Raw genomic sequence first — 22848 nt, 5'->3', positions numbered from 1 at the left:
TCTATAATTCGCTCACCTCATACATGAAGTACGTGAGAATACAGAAATCATATCTAAGTATTTTTGTATGAGTTTATTGCTTTGAATTACGATAGCAACTAACTATCCACCAAAATTCAAAGCGCTAAAAAAACCAATAAACAAAAAAATAAAAATCTGTATTTTCAGGTACTTTGTGTAACGATTTTTGGAGGTAGTGTTATGGCGTTGGCTAAAACTCTAAAACCTCGCCACATTGAGCTAATAGCTCTTGGCGGTATTATTGGCTCCTGTTTCTTTTTAGGTACAGGGTATGTTCTCTCAGAAGTTGGTCCAGCTGCTATCATTGCTTATATATTAGCGGGGATCATAGTGTACTGCGTTACGCTATGCTTAGCTGAATTAACGGCAAATTCGCCAAATTCAGGATCCTTTATCCACTATACAGCAAAATACGTCTCTCCTTCGATCGCGTGTGGTATGGGATGGTCATACTGGCTTAACTGGATAATTTATATTCCTTCGGAATGTATAGCTGGTGGAATAATCATGCATACATTTTTGCCTTCTGTACCAACTTACCTATGGGCAACTCTGTTTGGGCTATTTATAACAATCTTAAACCTTACTAAAGTTAAGCTCTTTGGTGAGATTGAGTTCTGGTTAGCTCTTATAAAAATCATAGCTCTTGGCTTATTTAGTGTAGTGGCTATACTTATATTTTTCAATATTATCAATAATGATACTGGTGGTATACTAGGTAGCACTTATATTGTTGGCGAAGAGGGGTTTTTTCCTAAAGGAAAATTGATTCTAATCACAACAATGGTCATACTGCTAGTAAATTTCCAAGGCTCTGAAATCATTGGTTTAGCTGCAAGTGAATCTAATGATGCAGGAAAGCAAATGCCTAAAATTGCTAAACATGTAGCAGTAAGAATTGTAGGATTATATGTAATTCCAGTATTCCTATTAGCAACAATTTTTCCTTGGCAACAAATGAATTTAAGCGACTCTGTATTTGCTACAGCACTACAACACTATCATCTTGACAAATTTGCTGGAGCATTTGCATTTGTAGTACTTGTAGCTGCATTTTCATGTGCAAATAGTGGCTTCTATGCAGCTGTTCGTTCTCTATATGGATTATCTAAAATGCGAATGGCTCCTAGTATTTTTAGAAAGTTAAATAGCTCTTCAATACCGCATTATGCTGTGTATGTGAGCATAGCTGGAGTATGGATATTTTTGATACTTTCATTCAAACTATCTGCATCTGCTGCATTTACAAACTTACTTGCTATGTCAGGATTCACAGCTACAATCTGCTGGATCTGTATATGTTGGTCTCAATATAACTTTAGAAAGCAAATGATACAAAAAAATGCCGTTGAAACAATGGTATTTAAAACGCCATTATTTCCATACATCCCTCTTTTTGGAGTTTGGATACAAGCATTATGTTTAGTACTAACATTATTTAACGAAAATATAAGAGGAGCTTTTTATTTTGGTGCTCTAGCGATGATTATTCCTTGCTGTGTATACTTTTTTATTTCAAAAAGAAAAAGTACAAAAGTAATCAAAGAACTTATTTTTTTGAAAAAGGTATTTTAAGCATACTTAAAAATGGTTGTGTAATTTTAGAATCTCTATAATTGCTTAATCCTATATTCATTTGAATATGTCCTTTCTTAGGTTGAGCAATATAAGTTCCCATGATCTTATCCCACCAAATTAGATTAAAACCGAAATCAGAGTTTGTCTCAGCAGGTATTGTAGAATGATGAACCCTATGAGTATCTGGTGTTACAATAAACAATCTCAAAAACTTATCAAACGATTTTGGCAAGCGAATATTACCATGATTAAACGAAGAAGTACCATTTAGAACAATTTCAAAAATGATAACTGCTAATACAGGTGCTCCAATAATAAATATTGCCATAAATTTTATTAACATTGACAAAACTATCTCTACAGGATGAAAACGTAGTCCTGTGGTAACATCATAATCCAAATCAATATGGTGAACCTTATGAAATCTCCATAACAACGGTAAATAGCGAAATAATACATGCTGAAGGTATATCGTAAAATCTAGAGCTAAAAAAGCTACCATAATCTTAATCCAAGCAGGTATATCAAAAAGGTTCAATAATCCTAAATTATATTGCTGAGAAAATATCACCACTCCAACAGCTGCTGCTGGAAATAAGATTCTTAATATCAAGGTATCTAAAATACCAGCAGTAAGTTATTAAACCAACGAGAGACTTTAGAAAGTTTGAGCTTACGCATAGGAGCTACAATCTCCCAAATAGAAATCCCAAAAAGAATCAGTAGAAAAAAACCTAATCTAGCTATTAGTTCATAACTCATAGTTTAATCCGTAATAACCCCACACCACATTCTAGTACCACCACCACCTAAAGGTTTTGGAGTATCTGAGTAATTATCTCCTCCTTCATGAATCATCAAACTATGACCCTCAAGCTCTTCTAAAGAATCGAGCCTTGGCGCTACCACAGGCTCAGTAGCTGTACCATCTGCATTTACGACTAACTCCGGCAAATCTCCTTTATGCCCATCATCTTTATAGGGACCTAGATGTTTACCAGTATTATCAGGATCCCAGTGCCCTCCTGCAGCCATGCCGTCATCATCACAACTAGGATTAATATGAATATGCATGCCATGCACACTTGATGCTGGTAAGTTATATAAATAAGGAATAATCAACATACCCTCTTGCTTACCATCATGAATATAAGGAGATATCGTAACCGTACCCACTTCTTTTTGAGTTTTAACCTCTTTCATGTGAACAATTAATTCAAAATCATGATTAAAATTATACTGTTTCTTCTCATGAAAAAGTGAACAGTTTGATAGCAAAAACGTACACATGCTTACACCTAACAATTTACAAAAATTACCCATTTTATACACCTCTAAAAATTGTAGTTTATACACAAACAATCATACAAATATTTATTTTTTAATCTAGAGTTTAAACCACAATTAATATTTTAACCGTAAAAAATATTATATAATGTTTAAATAGATAGTTAAAAGTAAAAGGAAGTATTTGATGAGTAAGTTAATATCTGTTGTTTTTTTTGTGCTTCCATTAATAAGCTTTGCAAACATTCCTAGTTGGCAAAACTTTGATAAACAAAAAGCCTTAGCTAACCTTAGCAAGCAACAATATTATGTAACACAACAAGGCGGTACCGAAAGAGCTTTTAATAATGAATACTGGAATAATCATAAACAAGGAATTTATGTTGATGTTGTATCTGGTGAACCACTTTTTAGCTCAACAGATAAATACGACTCTGGAACTGGATGGCCAAGCTTCACAAAACCTATAGATGATTCATTCATTAAAACCAAAAATGACAATAGCTGGTTTATGACTAGAACAGAAGTTCTGTCTAAATATGGAAACTCTCATCTAGGTCATGTCTTTGACGATGGTCCGCAACCTACCGGCAAAAGATATTGTATGAATTCTGCTACTTTAAAATTTATACCTAAAGAAGATATTCAAAAAGAAGGTTATGGTAAGTATCTACAGCTATTTAAATAAACCTTGGTTGTAATTATTTGTTAAAATCTTAATAAGTGTTATATATTAACAACATCATATTTAAATAAAAATAGAGATAATGGACAATTCTTTTTTTGGACAAATTATTTTTAATATCTCTATCATATTATATTGTGGTCAGTTTATTCCACAAATAATACATAATAATAAAAACAAAAACTCCCTATCTAATATTAGCATATTAACTCAACTTGGGATTTTCATCACTGTATTATGTGACGTAATACAAACTATTAGCTTTGGGTATGAGTGGCAATATGCAACTGTTGCTATAATTTACTTAATAGGAGTATCCATACAACAGCTACAAATTTCTATTTTTTACAAGAAATTACCTGAAATAGTTAACTTCAGCTTTATTATTTCTATTTATGCTTGCACTACTTGCGATGGGATCTGATAATGAAAATATCTATAGTTTAATAGAGTATATTGGTTTCGCTGTAAACACATTGTATTGGTTACCGCAGATTTACAAAAATTATAGACAAAAAAGAGCTGATGGTTTTTGCTTAAGTTTTATATTGATCGCATTAATATGAACTAGCCTTTATATAGCAAGTAGTTTTATACTCTCATGGGGACCAACATTTACTCCAAATGCACTAATAATTCTCCCTGCATTAATAATACTTTTGGTACAGTAGTTTTATTACAAAAAATAACTATTATAAATAAGTATTGCAATAGGTAGATTTTAGTTAACTACGGCCATATAATTAAAGATAATAAGTAGTAAATTCAAACAGTTAGCACATGAAACAACTATCGACTAACACTCAAGAACTTAGCGAACTAGTTTAAACATATCACTTATAATATATTTAATACAATTTGTTCCACAAATTATCTATAGCACAAAAAATAGAAAGTCTCTAAATAATATAAGTATGCTTACTCAATTTAGTCTACTTATTTTTACACTTTGTTGTATTGTACAAATAGTTAGTTTAAACCTTGACTAGAGATTGCTAGTTATCGCTATGGGTTACCTAATCGGAATAACGATACAACAATTACAAATATCTTTTAATAACAAAAGAATGCCAGAAGTAATCAATTTAGCTTTTGTGATGCTAATTACAATTGCGATATTAGCTATTCGTTATAAACCAAATGTAATGTACATGTTCACAACAATTTTAGGTATTTTAGCATGCTTTATATACTGGTTACCTCAAACATACAAAAATCACAAACAAAAACTTTTTACAGGATATTGCTCACTATTTATTATTCTAGCTTGGCTAGGCTTTTTATGCCTTCTAATAAATAGTTTCTTACTTTATACTCCACTAAACATAAAAATAGGACTAGTCGTAATAACTATAACCATACCATTATTAATTATTCAAAAACTGCTCTATAGAAACTCTAAAAAAATAGTCTAAACATATTTAAATTAAAATAGCTCAACGCTAGGTACCTATAAGGCGAGTAAAGGCTCGGTCATATATTAGGGTAATATTAGAAACAAAAAACTTTTTATCTAAAATGGATATTAGATTAGACAAATTTAGTTATCATTTATGCTATTATAAAAAAATACACTATTTATTATTGTTGAGTATGTCAGGAAATACTTTTGGTAAAATTTTTACAGTAACAACATGTGGTGAGAGCCATGGCGATTCACTTGCAGCAATTATTGACGGTTGTCCAAGCAACATCTCTCTCTGCGAAGCAGATATACAGTTTGAACTAGATAGACGTAAGCCAGGTCAATCTAAATTTACAACTCAACGCAAAGAGCCTGATGAAGTTAAAATCATCTCAGGTGTTTTTGAAGGTAAAACTACAGGAACGCCAATAGGTCTAATAATAAAGAATCAAGATCAAAAATCAAAAGATTATGGTGAAATAAAAGATAAATTTCGTCCAGGTCATGCAGATTACACATATTTCAAAAAATATGGAATTCGCGATTATCGTGGTGGCGGAAGATCTTCTGCTAGAGAAACAGCTATGCGTGTTGCAGCTAGTGCAATAGCAAAAAAAATATTAAAACATAATGGTATCGAAATTTTTGGTTTCTGCTCGCAAATTGGTGATCTTAAGATTGATTTTGTAGAAAAAGACTTTATTAATGAAAATCCCTTTTTCATAGCAAATAGAGAAGTCATTACAAGTTGTGAAAACTTAATTCATAACATTCGTAAACAGGGAGATTCAATTGGTGCAGAAGTCTCTGTCATTGCTACTGGTCTACAAGCAGGACTTGGTAGACCAGTTTTTGATAGGCTTGATGCTACTATTGCTTACGCTATGATGAGTATTAATGCTGTAAAAGCAGTCAGCATTGGTGATGGCTTTGATTGTGTTAGTCAAAAAGGTAGTGAGCATCACGATGAAATAACTCAAAAACAAGGGTTCTTAACAAACCATGCTGGTGGAGTTTTAGGTGGTATATCCACAGGGCAAGATATTATTACTAAACTTGCTTTTAAACCAACATCAAGTATTTCACAACCTGGTAAAAGCATAGATACCAGTGGGAATGACACTATAGTTGTTACAAAAGGTAGACATGACCCCTGTGTTGGCATTAGAGGTGTGCCTATAGCCGAAGCAATGCTCGCACTAGTTTTGGTCGATGAATTACTAATCACGAATGCTTACGGAAAGTAAACATGACTCAAGCTGAATTTTGGAATCTATTAATGGATTGGGGATATTTAGCTGTAATATTAGCAGTACTAATAGAAGGTGAGATATTTCTGATTATAGTCGGTATAGCAACAGCGGCGGCATTGTTTAATTATCCACTAGTTATTCTAGCAGCGACATTTGGAGCTATACTCCATGACAACACAATATTTACTATCGCTAAACTTATGGGTGAAAGAATTCTTACAAAAAAAGCTTCTTGGCACTACAAAGCTCAAAAATCTCTAGCTATTTTAGATAAACATGAAACATTAGTAATACTAAGTATAAGGTTTCTATATGGCTTAAGAACAGTTACTATCTTAATCGTAGGTATTAGTAAAGTAAAAAGGGCTAAATTTATGACTTTAGATGCTATAAGCAGTTTTATTTGGTCAACTATATATATCTTTAGGATATATTTTTGGTAATGCTCTATTACAACTAGTCAATAAAGCCAATATTAAACTATGGATATATGAACATAAATTCTTGTCATTATTTATCATTATATTCATCTCTAGTATTACATACTATGGTTATAGAAAAATTCGCTCAAAAAGAGCTAAGAGGCATACAAAATGAGTAGATTAAATCTCCTAAAAAAAGCTCTCTCAACTAGTCAAAAAAAAGCTAGTACTAAAAGCAACCCTCGTGGTGGAATGTTAGGACAAAAACCACAACAAAATTCAGATGATTTATATGATGATATATTACTAGAGGATGATTTTGAGAATGATTTAGTTGATACTACGGCTGATGCGTATGATACCAATGATGATATTGATATCGATGATGAAAATGTAAATATTATTGAAATTGATCTTGGAGAAACTAAAGGACTTGATATAGATTCTTCACTTATAAATGAAGAAAATGAGAACAATGAAACTGTTGATGAAGATGATATAAATAGCGGTGAGTCGGCTATCAAAGAAGACAATGTTAGCTCTACTGAAATAGTCGAAGGTCAAATAGGTGTTGACTATAGTGAAGATGACATTAAATTTGAAAAAGAATATTTATTTGATCAGCGTGAGCAACTATATAATCACTTTGTTAAGTTAATTAAAAATGGTGGTATAGAAATTGGTAGCTCAAAACTATTATACTTAGATGATATAGTAAGAATCTCTGTAACTCTGTCTGAATTAAAAGAACAAGTTGGCTGTGAAGCTCGAGTTATTTCTGTTTTTCCACCAAGTATTTCAATTAATGATGAAAATACAGAAAGATATCGCTATATAGTTCAATTCATCGGTCCCAATGCTTCTGAAACTAGAGAGTACTCTCCAAGTATATATTAGGTTATAAGGCAAAATAAACTAAATCATGGCTAAGCAAAAAACAATCTTTATTTGCCAAGAATGCGGAGCTTCTTCACCTAGATGGCAAGGACAGTGTCATAATTGTAGTCAATGGAATACATTTATTGAAGAGATCAAACCTGATCCGAAAAAAACTCCTCAAGCTAGAGCTGGATTTGCTGGCAGTATCTCAAAGGCTACTGCATTATCAGATATCAAAGGTAAAGAACATTCTAGAATGTCTACCAATATATCTGAATTTGACCGAGTACTTGGTGGTGGAATTGTAAAAGGATCTATAACACTAGTTGGTGGAGATCCTGGTATTGGTAAGTCTTCAATATTACTACAAATTATGTCTTTTTTATCTCTAAAAAAGAAAGTTCTATATGTTAGCGGCGAAGAATCTCTTGAGCAAATAGCACTACGAGCAGAAAGATTAAATCTCCCCAAAGATAATCTTCTAGTAATGTGTGAGACAAATATAGAGCAAATCTCTAGCTACATGATAGAACACAAACCAGAAATAGTTGTAATAGACTCAATCCAGACTATGCATAATCCCGATATCTCATCTATGGCCGGAGGCGTCTCACAAGTACGAGAGTCTACAGCTTATATCACTCAAATTGCCAAGCAACATGAGATATCTATTTTTTTGGTAGGACATGTCACTAAGTCTGGCGAGGTTGCTGGCCCACGAGTATTAGAACATATTGTTGATGCGGTAATATTTATAGAATCCCAAGACAATGGCAGATATCGTATGATGCGCGCCCTAAAGAATAGATTTGGTGCTGTAAATGAAATTGGTGTCTTTGCAATGACTGATAAAGGCATGAAAGAAGTCAAGAATCCATCCGCAATTTTTTTGAATAATGGTCGTACTAACTTAATTGGTAGCGTAATAGTATCAGTTTGGGAAGGTACACGCCCTCTACTTGTTGAGCTACAATCATTAGTTGTTGGCAAAAACATCAATCAACCTCCACGAAGATTATGTGTAGGTATTGACGGTAATCGTTTAGCAATGATCTTAGCTATTATTCAACGCTATATGCATATTGACTTATATGACAAAGATGTATTTTTAAATGTTGTTGGTGGAATCAAAATTAGTGAAACAAGTATTGATTTGGCACTAATATTGATTATATATTCTAGTATAAAGGAAATAGAGATTCCTCATGATATGCTAATAATGGGAGAGGTCGGCTTATCAGGTGAAATTAGGCCAGTACCTTATGGTATAGAACGAATAAATGAAGCTAAGAAACATGGTTTTAAGAAAATTATTGTGCCACAAGGCAATGTTTCAAAATCGCTAAAGACTGAAGGAATTGATATTATTGGTATAACAAACTTGAATCAAATTAAAGATATAATAACGGGATAAAAATGGATTTTTTAGCAAGTATTAATTTTTTAGATATCTTATTGGTAATTGTAATTTTAATATTAAGTTTATTTGCTGCTGTCAAAGGGCTTTTTAAAAACATCGTATTACTAATACTTATGGTATTCGCTGTAATAATGTCTGGAATACTAGCTCAAAAAGTACAGCTAGCATATATAAACTCATTAATAGAGGATCTAGCTACAGCTTATATTGTATCATTTATTTTAGTATTAGTCTGCGCATACTTGATCATATTTGGTGTAATGAAAGTATTTATGCGCAATAACAAAGAAAAAAAGAGTTTATCAAATACGCTTTTAGCATTTTTTATAGCTTTAGTGCGTTTTGGCTTTATATTTGCAATCGTTTGCTCAACACTTAATTCTTTCGACTCTGTAAAAGATAATTCACTATGGGAAAACTCTATACTTGTCAAGCCTTTGGTTAAAATAGGAGATTCAGCATTTAATACAAAAGTAAAAATGCAACAAACTAATCTAAAGGATTATGTTCCTGAGCAAGCAGCTGGAGGAGATTAATTTTCATTTTTTAACTGTCTATTCATTAGCTGTCTAACCATATCTTTTGGATCTACATTCTCATATAAAACTCTATATGTAGCAAAGACCAAAGGCATATCAACTCCATGCTTTTGAGCAAGTTTATATACTGCTATAGCAGTAGAATATCCTTCAACAACATTATTTACCTTAAGCAAAGACTTTTCTATAGACATACCTTGACCTAGGTAATATCCAAATCTACGATTACGCGATTGATTGTCTGAACAAGTAAGCAACAAATCACCAAGACAGCTCAAGCCCATAAATGTTTCCACATCGGCTCCAAGCTTAAGCCCTAATTTTTTAATTTCTGCTAGACCTCTTGTAATTAGTGCTGCATGAGCATTAACACCAAAGTCCATACCCGCAGCAATACCCGCAGCAATTGCTAAGACATTCTTGACAGCTCCACCAACCTGAGTACCGATAATATCAGTAGTTGTATAACACCTAAAATTTTCATTGCTGAAAAGCTTTTGTGTGTATTTAGCATACTCAATATCTTTAGACGCTACTACAACAGCAGTTGGAAGTTTATTAGCTACCTCTTTGGCAAAACTCGGACCTGTTAATAAAGCAAACTTTGTATTTGGTATAATATCTTCTGCTATTTCACTCAATAGAGCATAGGTGTCATGACAAAATCCTTTCGTAGCACTAATAATATTTTGATGAGGCAACATACACTCTTTTAGCTCTAAAATAGTCTTCTTAAAGCCTGAACTAGGAGTTGCAACTAATATATCATCAAAATAACCAATACTAGCTTGCCAATTTTGTATAGCTTTTAGTGTATCTGGGAATTTTTCTATGCTCGGTAAATATTTTTGATTATTACCTTCTGCGAGCATTTGATCGTTATGCTCTGCTCTCCAAGAGTTAATTCTTACTTCATGGCCTTTATAAGCTAACTGTAATGCCAGTGCAGTACCCCAAGCACCAGCACCTAAAACAAGTATTTTCTTGTGCATAAACTAAACCTGTTTTCTTTTTATATCTACTATATTCTATAGTTGTTAAACTGTAAACACTTACACATCATAAGTTTTTATTATCAAACTTATACATTTAATATATTTAACATTACGGAAATATGCTGAGATAATACATACATCAAATATTAGAAAGTATTTTAAGGAATGAGAAATGAAAAAGATTATGTTACCAGTGGTAACAATTTTAAGTATTATTTCAGTGTCTAATGCTAGTAACTTACATCAAATAAATAGTTTTTCATCTAAGTCATTTCCAGCGCCCATAATGATTTTAGCAGAGTAAAAGCTACTTTTTAGGTTGTGCTATAACATACATACCTTTTATACCTTTTGAATCCTGCCACATATATTGAAATCTATCTGGATTAATAGCACTCAATCCATAAACTGTTTTCACATTATTAAAATGTGCTGCTGGATCAATCATAAACCATGTATCTTTATCATCATCAATTGTTTTCCCAACTTCTGATATCCTGATACTAATGTCCAGTGGCCTCCCCAATCAATCCAATCTACAAGTACAGGTACACCTTTATCTATACTCTGATAAATCAGTTTGATATCACCATCAGTAGCATATTTTACCTCAAAGCCATGCTTTTCTAACCAGTTGCTATCTGTTGCGCTGTAGTACCATAATCATCATTTGTACCCATTTCTTTAGCTATTTGTAACTCCATTTGATGATTCATTTGAGAATCCTTAAGAACTCCATAATAATTAAGCAAGCTTATAACCGCAGATGGTCCACAAGTATAATCGGTAGTTTGTTGATGATCTTTTATGTCTAGTATTTTTATATTCTTATCTGTTGATAAATCAAATGTTTTGACAACATTTTCTATATAAGTCTTATTAGCATATTCTCCAGAACTATAACTTAAATTCATAGAAAAATTAAAGTTAATAAAATAAAAATCTCTCTTTTAGACATATTATTTAACCCACTAATTTAGAAATTTGAGGGGTTTTAGCATTAACTTTGAAAAAAGAAATTAAAATTGGCTATATCACTTGAATATAATAAATTTTATAGATATCATTTCGCTAATTCGCGAAACATGGTTTTACAAAAATTAAATTAGCAAATATCGTAGATTTTCAAAAAGCATTAGGCGATGAAACTAGAATTAGAATTCTAATGGTTATATGTCAGCATGAACTATGCCTTTTTCATCTAGCTCATATTTTCAAACTTGCAAACTCAACATTATCTAAACATTTAGATATACTTAGACGTAATGCTTTTATACATAAGCGTAAACAAGGCAGATTCCACTACTTTTATTTTAATTCTGCATTCAAAGAGCAATTAAACTGGCTACTAGACAATCTTAATGATGACGAAATTATTCAAGCCGATCAAAAACTAGTCAAGAACTTAATACAAGAAAATCTAGAGCATTTACCAGAGATACATGCAAAGGAGAGTATTGTATGAGTAAACAATATCAAAGCTTTAAAATATATGGCTTAGATTGTATTGAAGAAGTCAATATTATCAAAAAGCATTAAGTAAAAAATCGCCGCAGATAATATGCAATTTGACCTACTTAACGGTAAATTGTCTATTGATAATCAAAATATTTCTGAAAAAGAAATTATAACTCTAATAAAAAAAGCCGGACTAAAAGCAATTACTTGGGATGAGCATATTACAGAAAGTCAAAACATCTGTTTTTTAACTAAACGCTCTCGACTAATTACAACATTACTTAGTGGAGCATTCATCCTTTTTGCATACTTGTATCATAGTATAAATCATGGCTTTGTACACGCATTTATAGATGATGAGAACATCCCTCAAACAGTTCCTCTTATATCTCAAGCCTCTTACTTAATAGCTATCTTATTTGGCAGCTGGTTTATTTTACCCAAAGCAATCTCTTCTATTAGAAGGCTTGATGCTGACATGAACCTCTTAATGTTAACTGCCATAACTGGCGCGATTATTATTGGTCAATTATTTGAAGCAGCCGTAGTAAGCTTTTTGTTTGCTTTTTCACTTTTGCTTGAATCATGGAGTGTCGCAAATGCCCGATCAGCAATAACAAAGCTTATGAAATTAACTCCAGATACAGCTCTAGTTTATTGTTGCCATGATAAACGGTTTGAAGAAAAGCCTCTAGCAGAAATAAATACAGGCAAAACTCTTCTAATAAAACCAGGGCAAAGAATCGCTCTAGATGGGATTATACTTAAAGGTAATAGCTATATAAATCAAGCGCCTATAACGGGTGAATCTATTCCTGTGGAAAAAACGATTGGAGATCAAGTTCTTGCAGGAAGTATAAATGGAAACTCCGCGATTGAGATAAAAACAACAAGTACAGCTGAAAACTCATCGATTGCAAAAATAATCCGAGCTATTGAACATGCTCAATCAAAACGCTCAAAAGCAGAAAAATGGGTTGTTAAGTTTGCTAAGATTTACACCCCTACAATGATATTTTTAGTTATTATAATAGCTACTATCCCTCCACTCTTGCTAAATGAATCTTGGCTTAAATGGGATTATGAAGCTTTAGTAATACTAGTTATTGCTTGCCCTTGTGCATTAGTAATATCTACACCAATTTCAATAGTTTCAAGTTTGGTAAAAGCTGCTAGAAATGGGATCTTGATCAAAGGTGGTGAATTTATAGAAATACCAGCTAAGTTAAAAGCTATTGCCTTTGATAAGACTGGTACATTAACACAAGGCAATCCTTCTATTAAAGAAATAATTGTCACACAAAATTATTCGCAACAACAATTAATCACCATAGCTACGAGTCTTGAGAGTTCTGTTGATCACCCAATCGCTAAGACTATTTTAGACTATGCCCAAAACAACAGCATAACATTTACACAGGCTACAAATATTGAGGTTTCAGGTGGTAAAGGAGTAACAGGAAAAATCAATGATAGTAGCTTTTGGCTTGGAAATCATGCTTTTGCTCATGAGAAACGGCTATGTACTAATGTAAGATCTGCATAGCCAAGCGATAAAACTTGCAAATAATGGTCAAACATTGATTTTCATTGGTAATAATGAAAATATTATTGGTATCATTGCTGTACAAGATATGATAAAAAATAATGTTAACGATGCTCTCAAACAATTAAAAAAACTTAGGATCAATCCAAAGCATATTTTTTGTATTTATACCACTGTCCAATAATTGTCCAATAGTTGTCATACCTGCAGGACCAGCACCAACTACTGCCCACTTATATCTTATAAAGCTTTCCATAATTAACCTAATTTATTTACATAAGATATATTATACTCAATCATCAATATACTGTCTTAATAAATCTTATATATATTGAATATCAGAAAATCTTATAATAAAATCCTGTAATATAAGTATTACTAGAATATAAATATGCGAATAACATTAAAACAATTACAAGTATTTGTAAATACAGCTAAGTCAGAATCCATTAGTGCTGGTGCTGAAAAATGTTTCATCTCACAAGCAGCCGCAAGTATGTCGCTATCTCAACTTGAAAACATGCTTGATACAACATTATTCGACCGTGTTGGTAAAAGAATGAAACTGAATGATAATGGCAAAAATATGCTAGCAAAAGCTATTAAAATTTTAGATGAAATTGAAGAATTTGAATCTTTTAGCTTAAATAGTAACCAATTATCAGGGAAGATAATTATTGGTGCTAGTACCACAATAGCCAATTATGTATTACCAAAATATGTAGCAATGTTTAGAAAGTTACATCCAGATACAGATTTTGAGATTATCTCAGGTAATACAAAAGAAATTATAAATAGTATTGAGTCACTAAACTGTGATGTAGGCTTTGTCGAAGGCGAATGTAATAGTAAAATATTAGAGACTTACCTTTGGGTAAAAGATAGTCTAAAAATAATTTGTCGTATTGACCACCCATTAACTAAGAAAAAAAATATTAAGATAAAAGATCTTTTAGAATATGATTGGGCAATGAGAGAGCAAAGCTCTGGAACATTTGAAATATTTTTTAATGCTCTTGAGGATAAAGTATCAAGCATAAAAAAAGCTATAACTCTACGTAGCTCAGAAGCAATAAAACAGTATATTGCATATAGCGATTGTCTAGCTTGTATATCTGAAGTAATTACAACTCAAGCTTTAGATACTGCTAAATATTGCATACTTGAAACTAAAGAGCTCGATTTATCTAGAAACTTCTACAAACTACTTCACGAGAAGAAATACCACACCGCATTGACACAAGCTTTTTGTAAATTTATAGAAGATGATATCAAATAGCTAAGATAAAACTTGAAAATCTCAGGCTTTAGAGTCATCCTTACATAAGTAACACAAATTCAAATAAACGGAGATAAAAAAATGTCTATAGGAATAATTATACTGATAATAATAGCTATTGCTGCTGTATATATAGTTATGACTTACAACAAACTAATAGCAGAGATCGAAACTGTCAAAAATTCTGAAAAACAAATAGATGTACAGCTTGATCGTAGAGCTAAAGTATTTGACTCATTGGTAAATGTTGTCAAAAAGTATATGGACTACGAGCAAACAACACTAAAGCAGGTTGTAGCACTAAGAAACCAAGCTAATTTAGCGAAAGCAAATGGCGATATTCAAGAAAGAATAAATGCTGAAAATCAAATCTCTAATTTAGCTAAAGGAATAAATGTTCAATTTGAAAACTATCCAGAATTAAAAGCTAATCAAAACGTAATCCAGTTACAAGAAGAAATTACATCTACTGAAAATAAATTAGCTTTTGCTAAACAGGCGCTTAATGATTCAATAGAAAGATACAACGCTCATAAAAAATCATTCTTTGCTGGGATGGTAGTTAATATCTTCAAGAAGCTAAATGAAGAATTTGTATACTGGAATATCTCAGAAGAGAAAAAACAACAACTAGAAGACTCTAGAGTGGAACTATAAGATGTCAAATACTGATAATCTACAATATGGCTCTGTTGACTGGCGTGAAGTTGTTCGCAAAAATACTTATCGCACATATTTTGTCATAGCAACATTCCTAATTGTTTTTTTTCTGCTAGGAATTTTTGTTGATACCTTTTGGCGATATGGTGAGTTTGCGAATGCTTACTATAGTAGATATGGTATTGAGCTACCCATATCAAAAGTATTTTATGCCTTAGCAACATTTCAAATACCTCCTTATGCTACTATGATTATATCTGCTATAGCAGTAATTTGGATATTCATCACTTTTAGTATGTATGACAAAATTATGCTATCTGGCACTGAATATCATGAGATCTCAGCAGATAACCAAGATCTTCTGGCACGCCGTGTATATAATGTAGTTGAGGAAATGAAAGTAGCTGCTGGCATGCGATATATGCCAAAGGTTTTTTTAATTGATACAAATTATATGAATGCTTTTGCATCAGGTTATTCTGAAAAATCTGCAATGGTTGCTATCACAACAAAACTTGCAAATGCTCTTAACCGTGATGAACTACAAGCTGTTATGGCACATGAGTTAACTCATATTAGAAATCAAGATATTAAGCTTAACCTATTTACTATGGTTTTATCCAATATGATGCTTATTATTATGGATTTCTTATTTTACTCAGCTCTTTTCTCAGGAAACAATAATAATAGCAACAATAATAACCGTAACAATAATGCTGCCGTATTTTTTATCATTATTATGATTTTAAGATATGTATTACAAATTTTTACGATATTTATGATGCTGTTCTTAAATCGTACAAGAGAATATATGGCTGATGCTGGAGCAGTTGAGCTAATGCGTACAAATGTACCAATGGCAAATGCTCTACTAAAGATTGCTAGCGATAGTAAAACAGCAGAAGCTCAATATAGCTATAAACATAACAAAAATGAAAATCTACGCCGTGCATCATACATCTTTGATCCACTAAGTGCTGGTATAGGCAGTGGAGATATGTCTGATATGTTCTCTACTCATCCATCTATCGAAAAAAGACTAGCTTCAATTGGTGTGAAAACTAGATAACAATCCAATCCTTTTTAATATAAAACTAATATACTATTACTCAGTAGATAAGCTATAATAATTATGTAGCGTATGGAGTAATTAAGATATATGGCATCAAAAACTAAACAAAAAATTTAGGGTTTTCAATTGTTGAGTTAATTGTAACTATAGCTATAATCGATATCTTAGCTACGCTTGCTAATGCAACATATTCTAATTATGTAATTAGAACAAAAATAGCTACCGAAGTTTCTGTACTAACAACTAGAGCAAAAGAAATATGGGACTTTAAAAGAAGTAATAAAGATTTTTATCTTAATGGTGATAATTCAGAAGTTAATGAATATGCGGCTCTTAAGAAAAATATTGGTACTGTAGGTGGAACAGGTATAGTTAATGGATATGCAGAGATTATGGTGAGACCAGAATTGGTAGGAGAAGATTCTGTGAGATGGCGATGTGTCGTTACTGGTGATATATTAACAGAATCAAATGTCCCTAATCACTGTATTCTTGGCGATGCTACTTTCTTTAGAATATTAAAAGAAAATAATATGATTTTCAGTGAAGACAATTTCCAATATGATCAAACACCTGTGAATAATGATGATTGGAGCAAAGTTGATACTGATAGTGATTTTCTTGGTAAGTGGTATATAACAGGTGGCGATGAGCAAATAGAAATCTAGAGTAACTTTGATAATATTGATGACGTTCGACCAAATGTTGCTGAACTTGATGGTGATAGAGACGAAATTGTAGACTTCTCTCATGATTGAGCATCAAAAGGTTTTGATAGTATGCAGATGTCATTCGACTACTACTCCAGAACAGGTGATAACTCAAGTAATTTTGAAATTTATCTAGGAGATGAACTTGTCTATACGCATGATAGTTTTGCTAAGGGTTAGCAAACTATCAATATTGACTTACAAAATACTAGTGCTTCAGGTAAAACACTAACTCTAAGAGAGTCTGGTAAAGATGATAGCTACGGTGCTTTGATAGATTTAGAATCACTAAGAGTCACTCCAAATAAAATCACCTAAAGATCTAAAACTTGGAACTATAAATTTAGTAACAAATATATTATAATCATTACATTAAATTGTTATTCTTAAACAATTCCAACACATTAGATCTAAAATTTAAATAACAAAGAGATGTAAATGTCAGAACAAGAGCCTCGTAAAAAACTTTCTTTAGGTAGTAGAAAAAAGTTATCAGTAAATAGAACTTCTAATCTAAGTACAAACCTTAAAACTAGACTACAAGCCAAAAAAGAAGATAATATCCAAAACTTTTTTAATAACACTAACAAAGAGCTTCGTGAGCTATATCAAGAAAGACAAACATTAGAGGATCAGATCAAACAAATAGAACAAAGACTTCTTTTTGCAAAAAGTGAGCCATTACAAGAGTTTTTATTTGAATTAAAATCACAAGATTTTGATCTACTAGCTAAGATAAACTCTTATATAAATACTCTTTAAGATTTTATTTTATAAGAATTATGTTTATCATGAACTAGAATATACTTTTAAATATTTCTTTAATACCTTTTTTAGCAAGACCTAGCATTTTAGCAAACTCTCCTTCTGAGAAGTCTTTGCCTTCTGCTGTACCTTGAATCTCAATCATACCGCCATTTGAGTTCATAACCACATTCATATCTGTTTCAGCATTCGAGTCTTCATCATAATCTAGATCAAGTATAGGCTCATTGTTATAAATACCAACAGATATTGCAGCAACTTGAGATATTAATGGATTAGTTTGTTCATCAAGCATGCCATTTTGCTTCATATAATCTATAGCATCCCTAATAGCTAATGATGCTCCGGTGATAGACGCTGTACGTGTGCCACCATCTGCTTGGATTACATCACAATCAACTTTGATAGTATTCTCACCTATTTTCGTTAAGTTAACACTTGCACGTAAAGCTCTACCAATTAGTCTTTGGATTTCTTGTGTTCTACCAGATTGCTTACCTCTAGCAGCTTCTCTATCCATACGAGTATGAGTTGAACGCGGTAACATACCATATTCAGCAGTTAACCACCCCTCACCAGAATCTTTTTTGAATCTTGGTACACCAGCAACCACAGAGGCTGTGCATAAAACTTTAGTATCACCAAACTCTATTAAAACTGAACCTTCAGCATGTTTTGTAAAATTATGTGTAACTTTTAAACTACGTAATTGATCGTTATTTCTTCCACTTGGACGCATTTTGGAATCCTTTTAATTAAATTCTTAAGTTATTAAGTGTATAATTATACAAATCGATATTAAAATAAGAAACTTTAAGTTTAAGGTAATTTCTGATATATGAATATTATTAACAAACAAAATTTATCAAAAGTAGAAAGATACTGGCTTAATGATGCGAAAACCTTAGTTACAAGCCTATCAAAAGGCTATGGTGAAATTATATTAGATAAAATCTCTCAGAGTTTTACAAATGTTAATCAATTAGAAGCATCACTATTAGCGATTAAGACTGCATTAGTACGACAAATAACACTTTCAAGTATTAATGAAACTTTAGTTTTTGCTAGGACAATCATTCCCTGTGATACTTATGATTTTTTTTCACAAGAAGTTGATAATCTTGGCACAAAGCCAATTGGCGATAATTTACTTTTTAAAAAATCCAAGTTTACTCGTGATGAATTTATAATCCGGAAGTTATCTAGTAATGATTTTTATCAAGAAGCAAATAGGCATATTCAGCAAGAAATCTTTTCTCGCAGTTCGATATTTACATACAAAGATAATCAAAAGCTTAAATTTTTAATTACGGAATATTTTCTAGTTTTACCGGAGTTTTATAATGCAGAGTAATACAAAATTCAAAGCATATATTACGCTGATGAGATTGCATCGCCCTATTCCAATACTGCTAATTCTTTGGCCAACTCTTACTGCATTAGTTTTGGCAAGTCATGGTATTCCAGATATTAAATATTTGATTATCTTCATTATTGGTGTAGTTGTAATGCGTACAGTTGGTTGTATTGTTAATGATATCGCAGACATAGATTTTGACAAACACGTAGAACGTACTAATACTCGCCCTTTAACCAGTGGTAAACTTAGTGTCAAGAATGCATTATATTTGTGTCTAGCTCTTACGATAGTTGCTTTTATCTGTGTATTGTTTTTAAACTTATACACAATTTTACTATCATTTGTAGCCCTATTTTTAGCTGTTTTATATCCATTTTGTAAAAGGTTCTTTGCAATACCCCAACTAATCCTTGGTTTAACATTCAACTTTGGTATTTTTATGGCGTTTTCTGCTATACAAAATCATATACCATCTGAAGCTTGGATATTTTATCTATCAACGATATGTTGGACTATAATTTATGATACTATCTATGCCCTAGCCGATCGAGATTTTGATTTAGAAATTGGTATTAAATCATCAGCTGTTTTATTTGGAGATAAAGTATTTAAGTACATCTTTTTATTCAATTTCATATCATTAATACTTTTGATAGCTCTAGGTATATATCTAAGCTTTAATATTATTTTTTACATAGGTGTTATTGTTAGTGCTTTTTTATTTATCAGAAATTATTTCTTATATAAAAAACTAGGTATAGCTAACTGTATAAAAGCTTTTTCTGATAATCATTGGATTGGATTGATAGTTTTCATCACAGTATTACTTCAATATGTATAGGAGATGATATGACTTTAATAATTGGTGCAATCTTAGGTTTTATATCAGTAGCTTTTGGCGCTTATGCAGAGCATGGTCTAAAATCACAAATCTCAGCTGAACACTTTGATTTCATAATAGCTGCAGTTCGCTATAATCAAGCTTAAGCTATCGTAATTAGTGGTATTGGAATAGCTCTTTTAAGTAGTAAGAGCTTAGCACGAAGCTTATCTCTTAAACTAAGCAACTTTTTTTTATAGTCGGCACAATATTATTTAGCTTTAGCATTTATATTTCTGTAGTTTATAATATACCTATTATTTTGAAGCTAGCACCATTAGGTGGCAGCACTCTGATGATAGGCTGGCTAATGCTAATTTTAGCTGCTATTTTTTTGAAGAAGAACCTAAAGAGAAGCATATGAAAAGATATATAATTACACTAGCGTTATGTATATTTATATTATCTGATACTAGCTTTGCATATGCGAAAGATAATCAAGGATATATTGTCAAACTTTACTTTGGCAGAACTATGAAAGATGATAAAAATAATATCTCTTACGTTTCAGATAATATATTCAAAAATTTTGAGAACAAATACATAACTCCTTCTTTCCCTGATGGTTATACTGAAAATGATGCTAGAGGATATTGGCGTAGCCTAACAGGAACTACGTATAGTGAAAAAACCAAAGTTATCACAATACTTGTAGATGATAAGTCAAAACAACTAGAGCAAAAAGTAAACAATCTAGTCAATGTCTACGAAAAATCATATCATCAAGAAAGTGTTTTGGTAACTTATACAAAGACAGATTATTCTTTTATTTAAAGCTGGCGGAGATTAGTTCGCTCCAACCTAACCAACTCCAAACTGAGGTAGTATAGTCATGTTTTTACTCTCTGTAAGCGATTATAGAGGCGTACCTGGAGAGTGTCAAATGAACGATTTTGGATTCTCTGACACAAAACATTGAGTGAGTTTATCGTGTCTCTAAAATTACACTATATGTAACTTTAGGGACATGGCATGAACTATTTGTGATAAATTTCGTCACTTTCTTCATATACAAAAGCACTCGACATCCTATCGCACTCTTGCTTTTCATTCACTCCAAGCAAATAATCAATTTCAAAAAGAGTGGTGGGTAGGCGATTTTGCTATTTTGCCTTGGCCGCCTCAAAACGTCGCATTAGTACACGCCCCCAACGATGATCTGGAGCAGAGTCGCCAAATCCACCAAATAAACTTAAGTTCTGACCTGTATGAAACCCACCTTCCGTAAGCTTTAAAGCTGGTTCAAGTGCAAATCTTTCAGGATGATCAAGCCATTTTTTATCATATTCAAAGGAGGCTCTTTCTTTATTACCCTTTACATGAAACCTCAGCTTTCCAACGCGGATATCTTATGCCCCTAAAGAAACCAAGACAATAACTTCTTTGCTACTCATCGCTTTTCTCATTTATTTTATTAGGGAGACGCACCCTTTGGGGTAAATTTTCATCTTCAAGCCTTCGTCCAACAAGGTCATGCATGCTATCGACTAAATCGCTCAGGCGTTTTTCCATCCCCAGAACAAATAGTACTGCGCCGTAACTACCAATGGAGGTAGTTGGATCTCCCTTTTCAATTTTTCCAATAGTGGACCTTGATAAGCCAGCACGCTCTGCCATAAGCTGGGCGGTGATACGCCTGCGACGCCTTGCATCATTGATATCCTGCCCTAATTTTCGCAAAGCGCTTATTACAGGGATGGGTAAATTTGTCATAGTCTTCTCTTAAGTGTTTTATAGCCATCACAAACATCATTAATGAATAGCATAACAAACATTAAGTTTAAAGTCAAGTCGTATCAATCTAAAGAGTTTTATATCAATCATTACAAATTATAAAGACTAATATAAGCGACATTAAATGTACTGCTGCAGTAGAATCAACTAGATTGAGCATTACTGGATATGCCCATGCTCTCGTTAAGCTAGCTAAAAAGATTTTGTATGATGTTGATGATTCCTAAACAAATGCGTCAAAAACAACTTGATTATATGAATCGTTCCAGAAATGCCATTCTAAAACAGTACTTTTATAAAATGCTTCTAGCATTAAATCCCGAACTTCGTCTGATGCGGACAACGCTACTTCATCAAAAATACTAATAGCTCTTTCGACGCTATCGCTAAACTCCTTGCCAGAATAAGTCTCTATCCATTTTTTATAAGGATTTTGAGATTCCATATCAGTATTTTGAGCAATAGATTGTCCTACGATTTTATAAACCCAAAAACACGGCAAAATAGAGGCGATTGCGATTTCTACTGGTGCCATGCTGCTTACTTGTAACAGATAGCTTGTGTAAGAAAGTGTTGCTGGTGTTAGTTTTTCTGTTTCTTGAAGATTAAAGGTGTGACGAAAAAAGCTATGCACAACTTCTTGCTCTGCTATTAATGCCCCACCTGAAAATGATAGGAAATCTTTTACAAATTTAAGGGGGGCTTTTGAAGCAATCACAGCAAGGCTTCTTGCAAAATCTCTTAAATACAGGGTATCTTGCTCTATGTAATAAGCAAATTTATCCATATTAAGTGATCCATTCGCAAGCTCTTTATTAAAAGGATGGTCCTTTATCGCCTGAATGATAAGCTGACATTTTGCTAATGCTGTTTCTGATAATTTTGTCATTTAGTTTAACC

Annotated in this window: 25 protein-coding genes and 6 pseudogenes; 22 read left to right on the top strand and 9 right to left on the bottom strand. The window is 32.3% G+C overall.

The window, feature by feature from the left end; all coding sequences use genetic code 11:
- Positions 1-201 precede the first annotated feature (201 nt).
- Positions 202-1596, top strand: coding sequence for an amino acid permease (locus tag FNO12_RS02020; protein ID WP_014714480.1), 1395 nt, complete (start codon positions 202-204; stop codon positions 1594-1596).
- Here FNO12_RS02020 and FNO12_RS02015 read toward each other — a convergent pair.
- Both FNO12_RS02015 and FNO12_RS02010 read right to left on the bottom strand, forming a co-directional pair.
- Positions 1571-2361: pseudogene (locus tag FNO12_RS02015) on the bottom strand (sterol desaturase family protein). The gene FNO12_RS02020 and the pseudogene FNO12_RS02015 overlap by 26 nt on opposite strands.
- A 3-nt stretch (positions 2362-2364) precedes the next feature.
- Positions 2365-2922 carry a superoxide dismutase family protein gene (locus tag FNO12_RS02010; protein WP_014714479.1) on the bottom strand — a complete coding sequence of 186 codons (558 nt, stop codon included), beginning with the start codon at positions 2920-2922 and terminating at the stop codon, positions 2365-2367.
- Between the two features lie 151 nt (positions 2923-3073).
- Here FNO12_RS02010 and msrB point away from each other — a divergent pair, with 151 nt between their 5' ends.
- From msrB to FNO12_RS01970, 9 genes and pseudogenes are all read left to right on the top strand, one after another.
- The gene (gene msrB / locus FNO12_RS02005; protein ID WP_014714478.1) at positions 3074-3574 is read left to right on the top strand and encodes a peptide-methionine (R)-S-oxide reductase MsrB; all 501 of its coding nucleotides are present in this window, start codon (positions 3074-3076) and stop codon (positions 3572-3574) included.
- Positions 3575-3653: 79 nt separating this feature from the next.
- Positions 3654-4242, top strand: a pseudogene (locus tag FNO12_RS11450) (PQ-loop repeat-containing protein).
- 159 nt (positions 4243-4401) lie between these two features.
- Entirely contained in the window at positions 4402-4560 is a 159-nt protein-coding gene (locus tag FNO12_RS10070; protein WP_306668692.1) for a PQ-loop domain-containing transporter, read from the top strand.
- Between the two features lie 18 nt (positions 4561-4578).
- The gene (locus tag FNO12_RS10065) at positions 4579-4986 is read left to right on the top strand and encodes a PQ-loop domain-containing transporter (protein ID WP_014714477.1); all 408 of its coding nucleotides are present in this window, start codon (positions 4579-4581) and stop codon (positions 4984-4986) included.
- Between the two features lie 178 nt (positions 4987-5164).
- A complete protein-coding gene (gene aroC / locus FNO12_RS01990; RefSeq protein WP_014714476.1) occupies positions 5165-6223 on the top strand; it encodes a chorismate synthase in 1059 nt (352 codons plus the stop codon).
- Between the two features lie 2 nt (positions 6224-6225).
- A pseudogene (locus FNO12_RS01985) lies at positions 6226-6826 on the top strand (DedA family protein).
- A pseudogene (locus tag FNO12_RS01980) lies at positions 6823-7565 on the top strand (PilZ domain-containing protein). The pseudogenes FNO12_RS01985 and FNO12_RS01980 overlap by 4 nt, the downstream one beginning before the upstream one ends.
- Before the next feature lie 8 nt (positions 7566-7573).
- Entirely contained in the window at positions 7574-8944 is a 1371-nt protein-coding gene (radA, locus tag FNO12_RS01975) for a DNA repair protein RadA (RefSeq protein WP_014714473.1), read from the top strand.
- A gap of 2 nt (positions 8945-8946) precedes the next feature.
- Positions 8947-9486, top strand: a complete 540-nt coding sequence (locus tag FNO12_RS01970) for a CvpA family protein (RefSeq protein ID WP_014714472.1) — start codon at positions 8947-8949, stop codon at positions 9484-9486.
- Here the strand turns inward: FNO12_RS01970 and FNO12_RS01965 are convergent.
- Positions 9483-10481, bottom strand: coding sequence for an NAD(P)H-dependent glycerol-3-phosphate dehydrogenase (locus FNO12_RS01965; RefSeq protein ID WP_014714471.1), 999 nt, complete (start codon positions 10479-10481; stop codon positions 9483-9485). The two genes, FNO12_RS01970 and FNO12_RS01965, sit on opposite strands and share 4 nt — an antisense overlap.
- A 175-nt stretch (positions 10482-10656) precedes the next feature.
- On the opposite strand from FNO12_RS01965, the gene FNO12_RS10060 reads away from it, so the two are divergent.
- Positions 10657-10788: a hypothetical protein gene (locus FNO12_RS10060; protein ID WP_014714470.1), complete on the top strand. Its 132-nt coding sequence runs from the start codon at positions 10657-10659 to the stop codon at positions 10786-10788.
- A 3-nt stretch (positions 10789-10791) separates the two neighbouring features.
- On the opposite strand, the pseudogene FNO12_RS01955 reads toward FNO12_RS10060, so the two are convergent.
- Positions 10792-11442: pseudogene (locus FNO12_RS01955) on the bottom strand (C39 family peptidase).
- A gap of 141 nt (positions 11443-11583) precedes the next feature.
- Between FNO12_RS01955 and FNO12_RS01950 the strand changes: the two are divergent.
- Both FNO12_RS01950 and FNO12_RS01945 read left to right on the top strand, forming a co-directional pair.
- A complete protein-coding gene (locus FNO12_RS01950) occupies positions 11584-11949 on the top strand; it encodes an ArsR/SmtB family transcription factor (RefSeq protein ID WP_014714469.1) in 366 nt (121 codons plus the stop codon).
- 96 nt (positions 11950-12045) lie between these two features.
- A complete protein-coding gene (locus tag FNO12_RS01945) occupies positions 12046-13488 on the top strand; it encodes an HAD-IC family P-type ATPase (RefSeq protein ID WP_014714468.1) in 1443 nt (480 codons plus the stop codon).
- A gap of 124 nt (positions 13489-13612) precedes the next feature.
- Here FNO12_RS01945 and FNO12_RS10055 read toward each other — a convergent pair whose 3' ends face one another.
- Entirely contained in the window at positions 13613-13744 is a 132-nt protein-coding gene (locus tag FNO12_RS10055) for a hypothetical protein (protein WP_014714467.1), read from the bottom strand.
- Positions 13745-13879: 135 nt separating this feature from the next.
- Between FNO12_RS10055 and FNO12_RS01940 the strand changes: the two genes are divergently transcribed.
- From FNO12_RS01940 to FNO12_RS01920, 5 genes are all read left to right on the top strand, one after another.
- Complete coding sequence (locus FNO12_RS01940; RefSeq protein WP_014714466.1) at positions 13880-14767, top strand: LysR substrate-binding domain-containing protein; 888 nt, start codon at positions 13880-13882, stop codon at positions 14765-14767.
- 81 nt (positions 14768-14848) lie between these two features.
- Complete coding sequence (locus tag FNO12_RS01935) at positions 14849-15424, top strand: LemA family protein (protein WP_014714465.1); 576 nt, start codon at positions 14849-14851, stop codon at positions 15422-15424.
- A gap of 1 nt (position 15425) precedes the next feature.
- Positions 15426-16496: a zinc metalloprotease HtpX gene (gene htpX, locus FNO12_RS01930; protein WP_014714464.1), complete on the top strand. Its 1071-nt coding sequence runs from the start codon at positions 15426-15428 to the stop codon at positions 16494-16496.
- 395 nt (positions 16497-16891) lie between these two features.
- Positions 16892-17167 (top strand): hypothetical protein, encoded by a 276-nt coding sequence (locus tag FNO12_RS09605; RefSeq protein ID WP_030003358.1) that lies wholly within the window; start codon positions 16892-16894, stop codon positions 17165-17167.
- Between the two features lie 480 nt (positions 17168-17647).
- Entirely contained in the window at positions 17648-17971 is a 324-nt protein-coding gene (locus FNO12_RS01920; protein WP_014714462.1) for a hypothetical protein, read from the top strand.
- A 34-nt stretch (positions 17972-18005) separates the two neighbouring features.
- Here FNO12_RS01920 and rph read toward each other — a convergent pair whose 3' ends face one another.
- A complete protein-coding gene (gene rph / locus FNO12_RS01915) occupies positions 18006-18713 on the bottom strand; it encodes a ribonuclease PH (protein WP_014714461.1) in 708 nt (235 codons plus the stop codon).
- A gap of 99 nt (positions 18714-18812) precedes the next feature.
- Here rph and FNO12_RS01910 point away from each other — a divergent pair, with 99 nt between their 5' ends.
- The 4 genes and pseudogenes from FNO12_RS01910 to FNO12_RS01895 all read left to right on the top strand — a co-directional run bounded on the left by FNO12_RS01910 (position 18813) and on the right by FNO12_RS01895 (position 20988).
- Positions 18813-19328, top strand: coding sequence for a chorismate--pyruvate lyase family protein (locus tag FNO12_RS01910; protein ID WP_014714460.1), 516 nt, complete (start codon positions 18813-18815; stop codon positions 19326-19328).
- Positions 19318-20175: a 4-hydroxybenzoate octaprenyltransferase gene (ubiA, locus tag FNO12_RS01905; RefSeq protein ID WP_014714459.1), complete on the top strand. Its 858-nt coding sequence runs from the start codon at positions 19318-19320 to the stop codon at positions 20173-20175. Before FNO12_RS01910 ends, ubiA begins: the two co-directional genes overlap by 11 nt.
- Positions 20176-20183: 8 nt before the next feature.
- Positions 20184-20578, top strand: a pseudogene (locus FNO12_RS01900) (DUF423 domain-containing protein).
- Entirely contained in the window at positions 20575-20988 is a 414-nt protein-coding gene (locus tag FNO12_RS01895; RefSeq protein WP_014714457.1) for a DUF3574 domain-containing protein, read from the top strand. Before FNO12_RS01900 ends, FNO12_RS01895 begins: the two are co-directional and overlap by 4 nt.
- Positions 20989-21317: 329 nt before the next feature.
- Here FNO12_RS01895 and FNO12_RS11700 read toward each other — a convergent pair whose 3' ends face one another.
- The 3 genes from FNO12_RS11700 to tenA form a co-directional block, all read right to left on the bottom strand.
- Entirely contained in the window at positions 21318-21545 is a 228-nt protein-coding gene (locus FNO12_RS11700; RefSeq protein WP_168711765.1) for a HipA N-terminal domain-containing protein, read from the bottom strand.
- A 55-nt stretch (positions 21546-21600) separates the two neighbouring features.
- Positions 21601-21927, bottom strand: a complete 327-nt coding sequence (locus FNO12_RS01885) for a helix-turn-helix domain-containing protein (RefSeq protein ID WP_014714456.1) — start codon at positions 21925-21927, stop codon at positions 21601-21603.
- Positions 21928-22171: 244 nt separating this feature from the next.
- On the bottom strand, positions 22172-22837 hold the full coding sequence (gene tenA, locus FNO12_RS01880; protein WP_014714455.1) for a thiaminase II: 666 nt from the start codon (positions 22835-22837) through the stop codon (positions 22172-22174).
- Between the last annotated feature and the right edge of the window lie 11 nt (positions 22838-22848).

It is taken from the genome of Francisella orientalis FNO12, assembly GCF_001042525.2.
GTDB classification, from domain to species: domain Bacteria; phylum Pseudomonadota; class Gammaproteobacteria; order Francisellales; family Francisellaceae; genus Francisella; species Francisella orientalis.
Note: the sequence above shows the minus strand (reverse complement) of the source record. Positions and strands in the feature narration are given on the sequence as shown.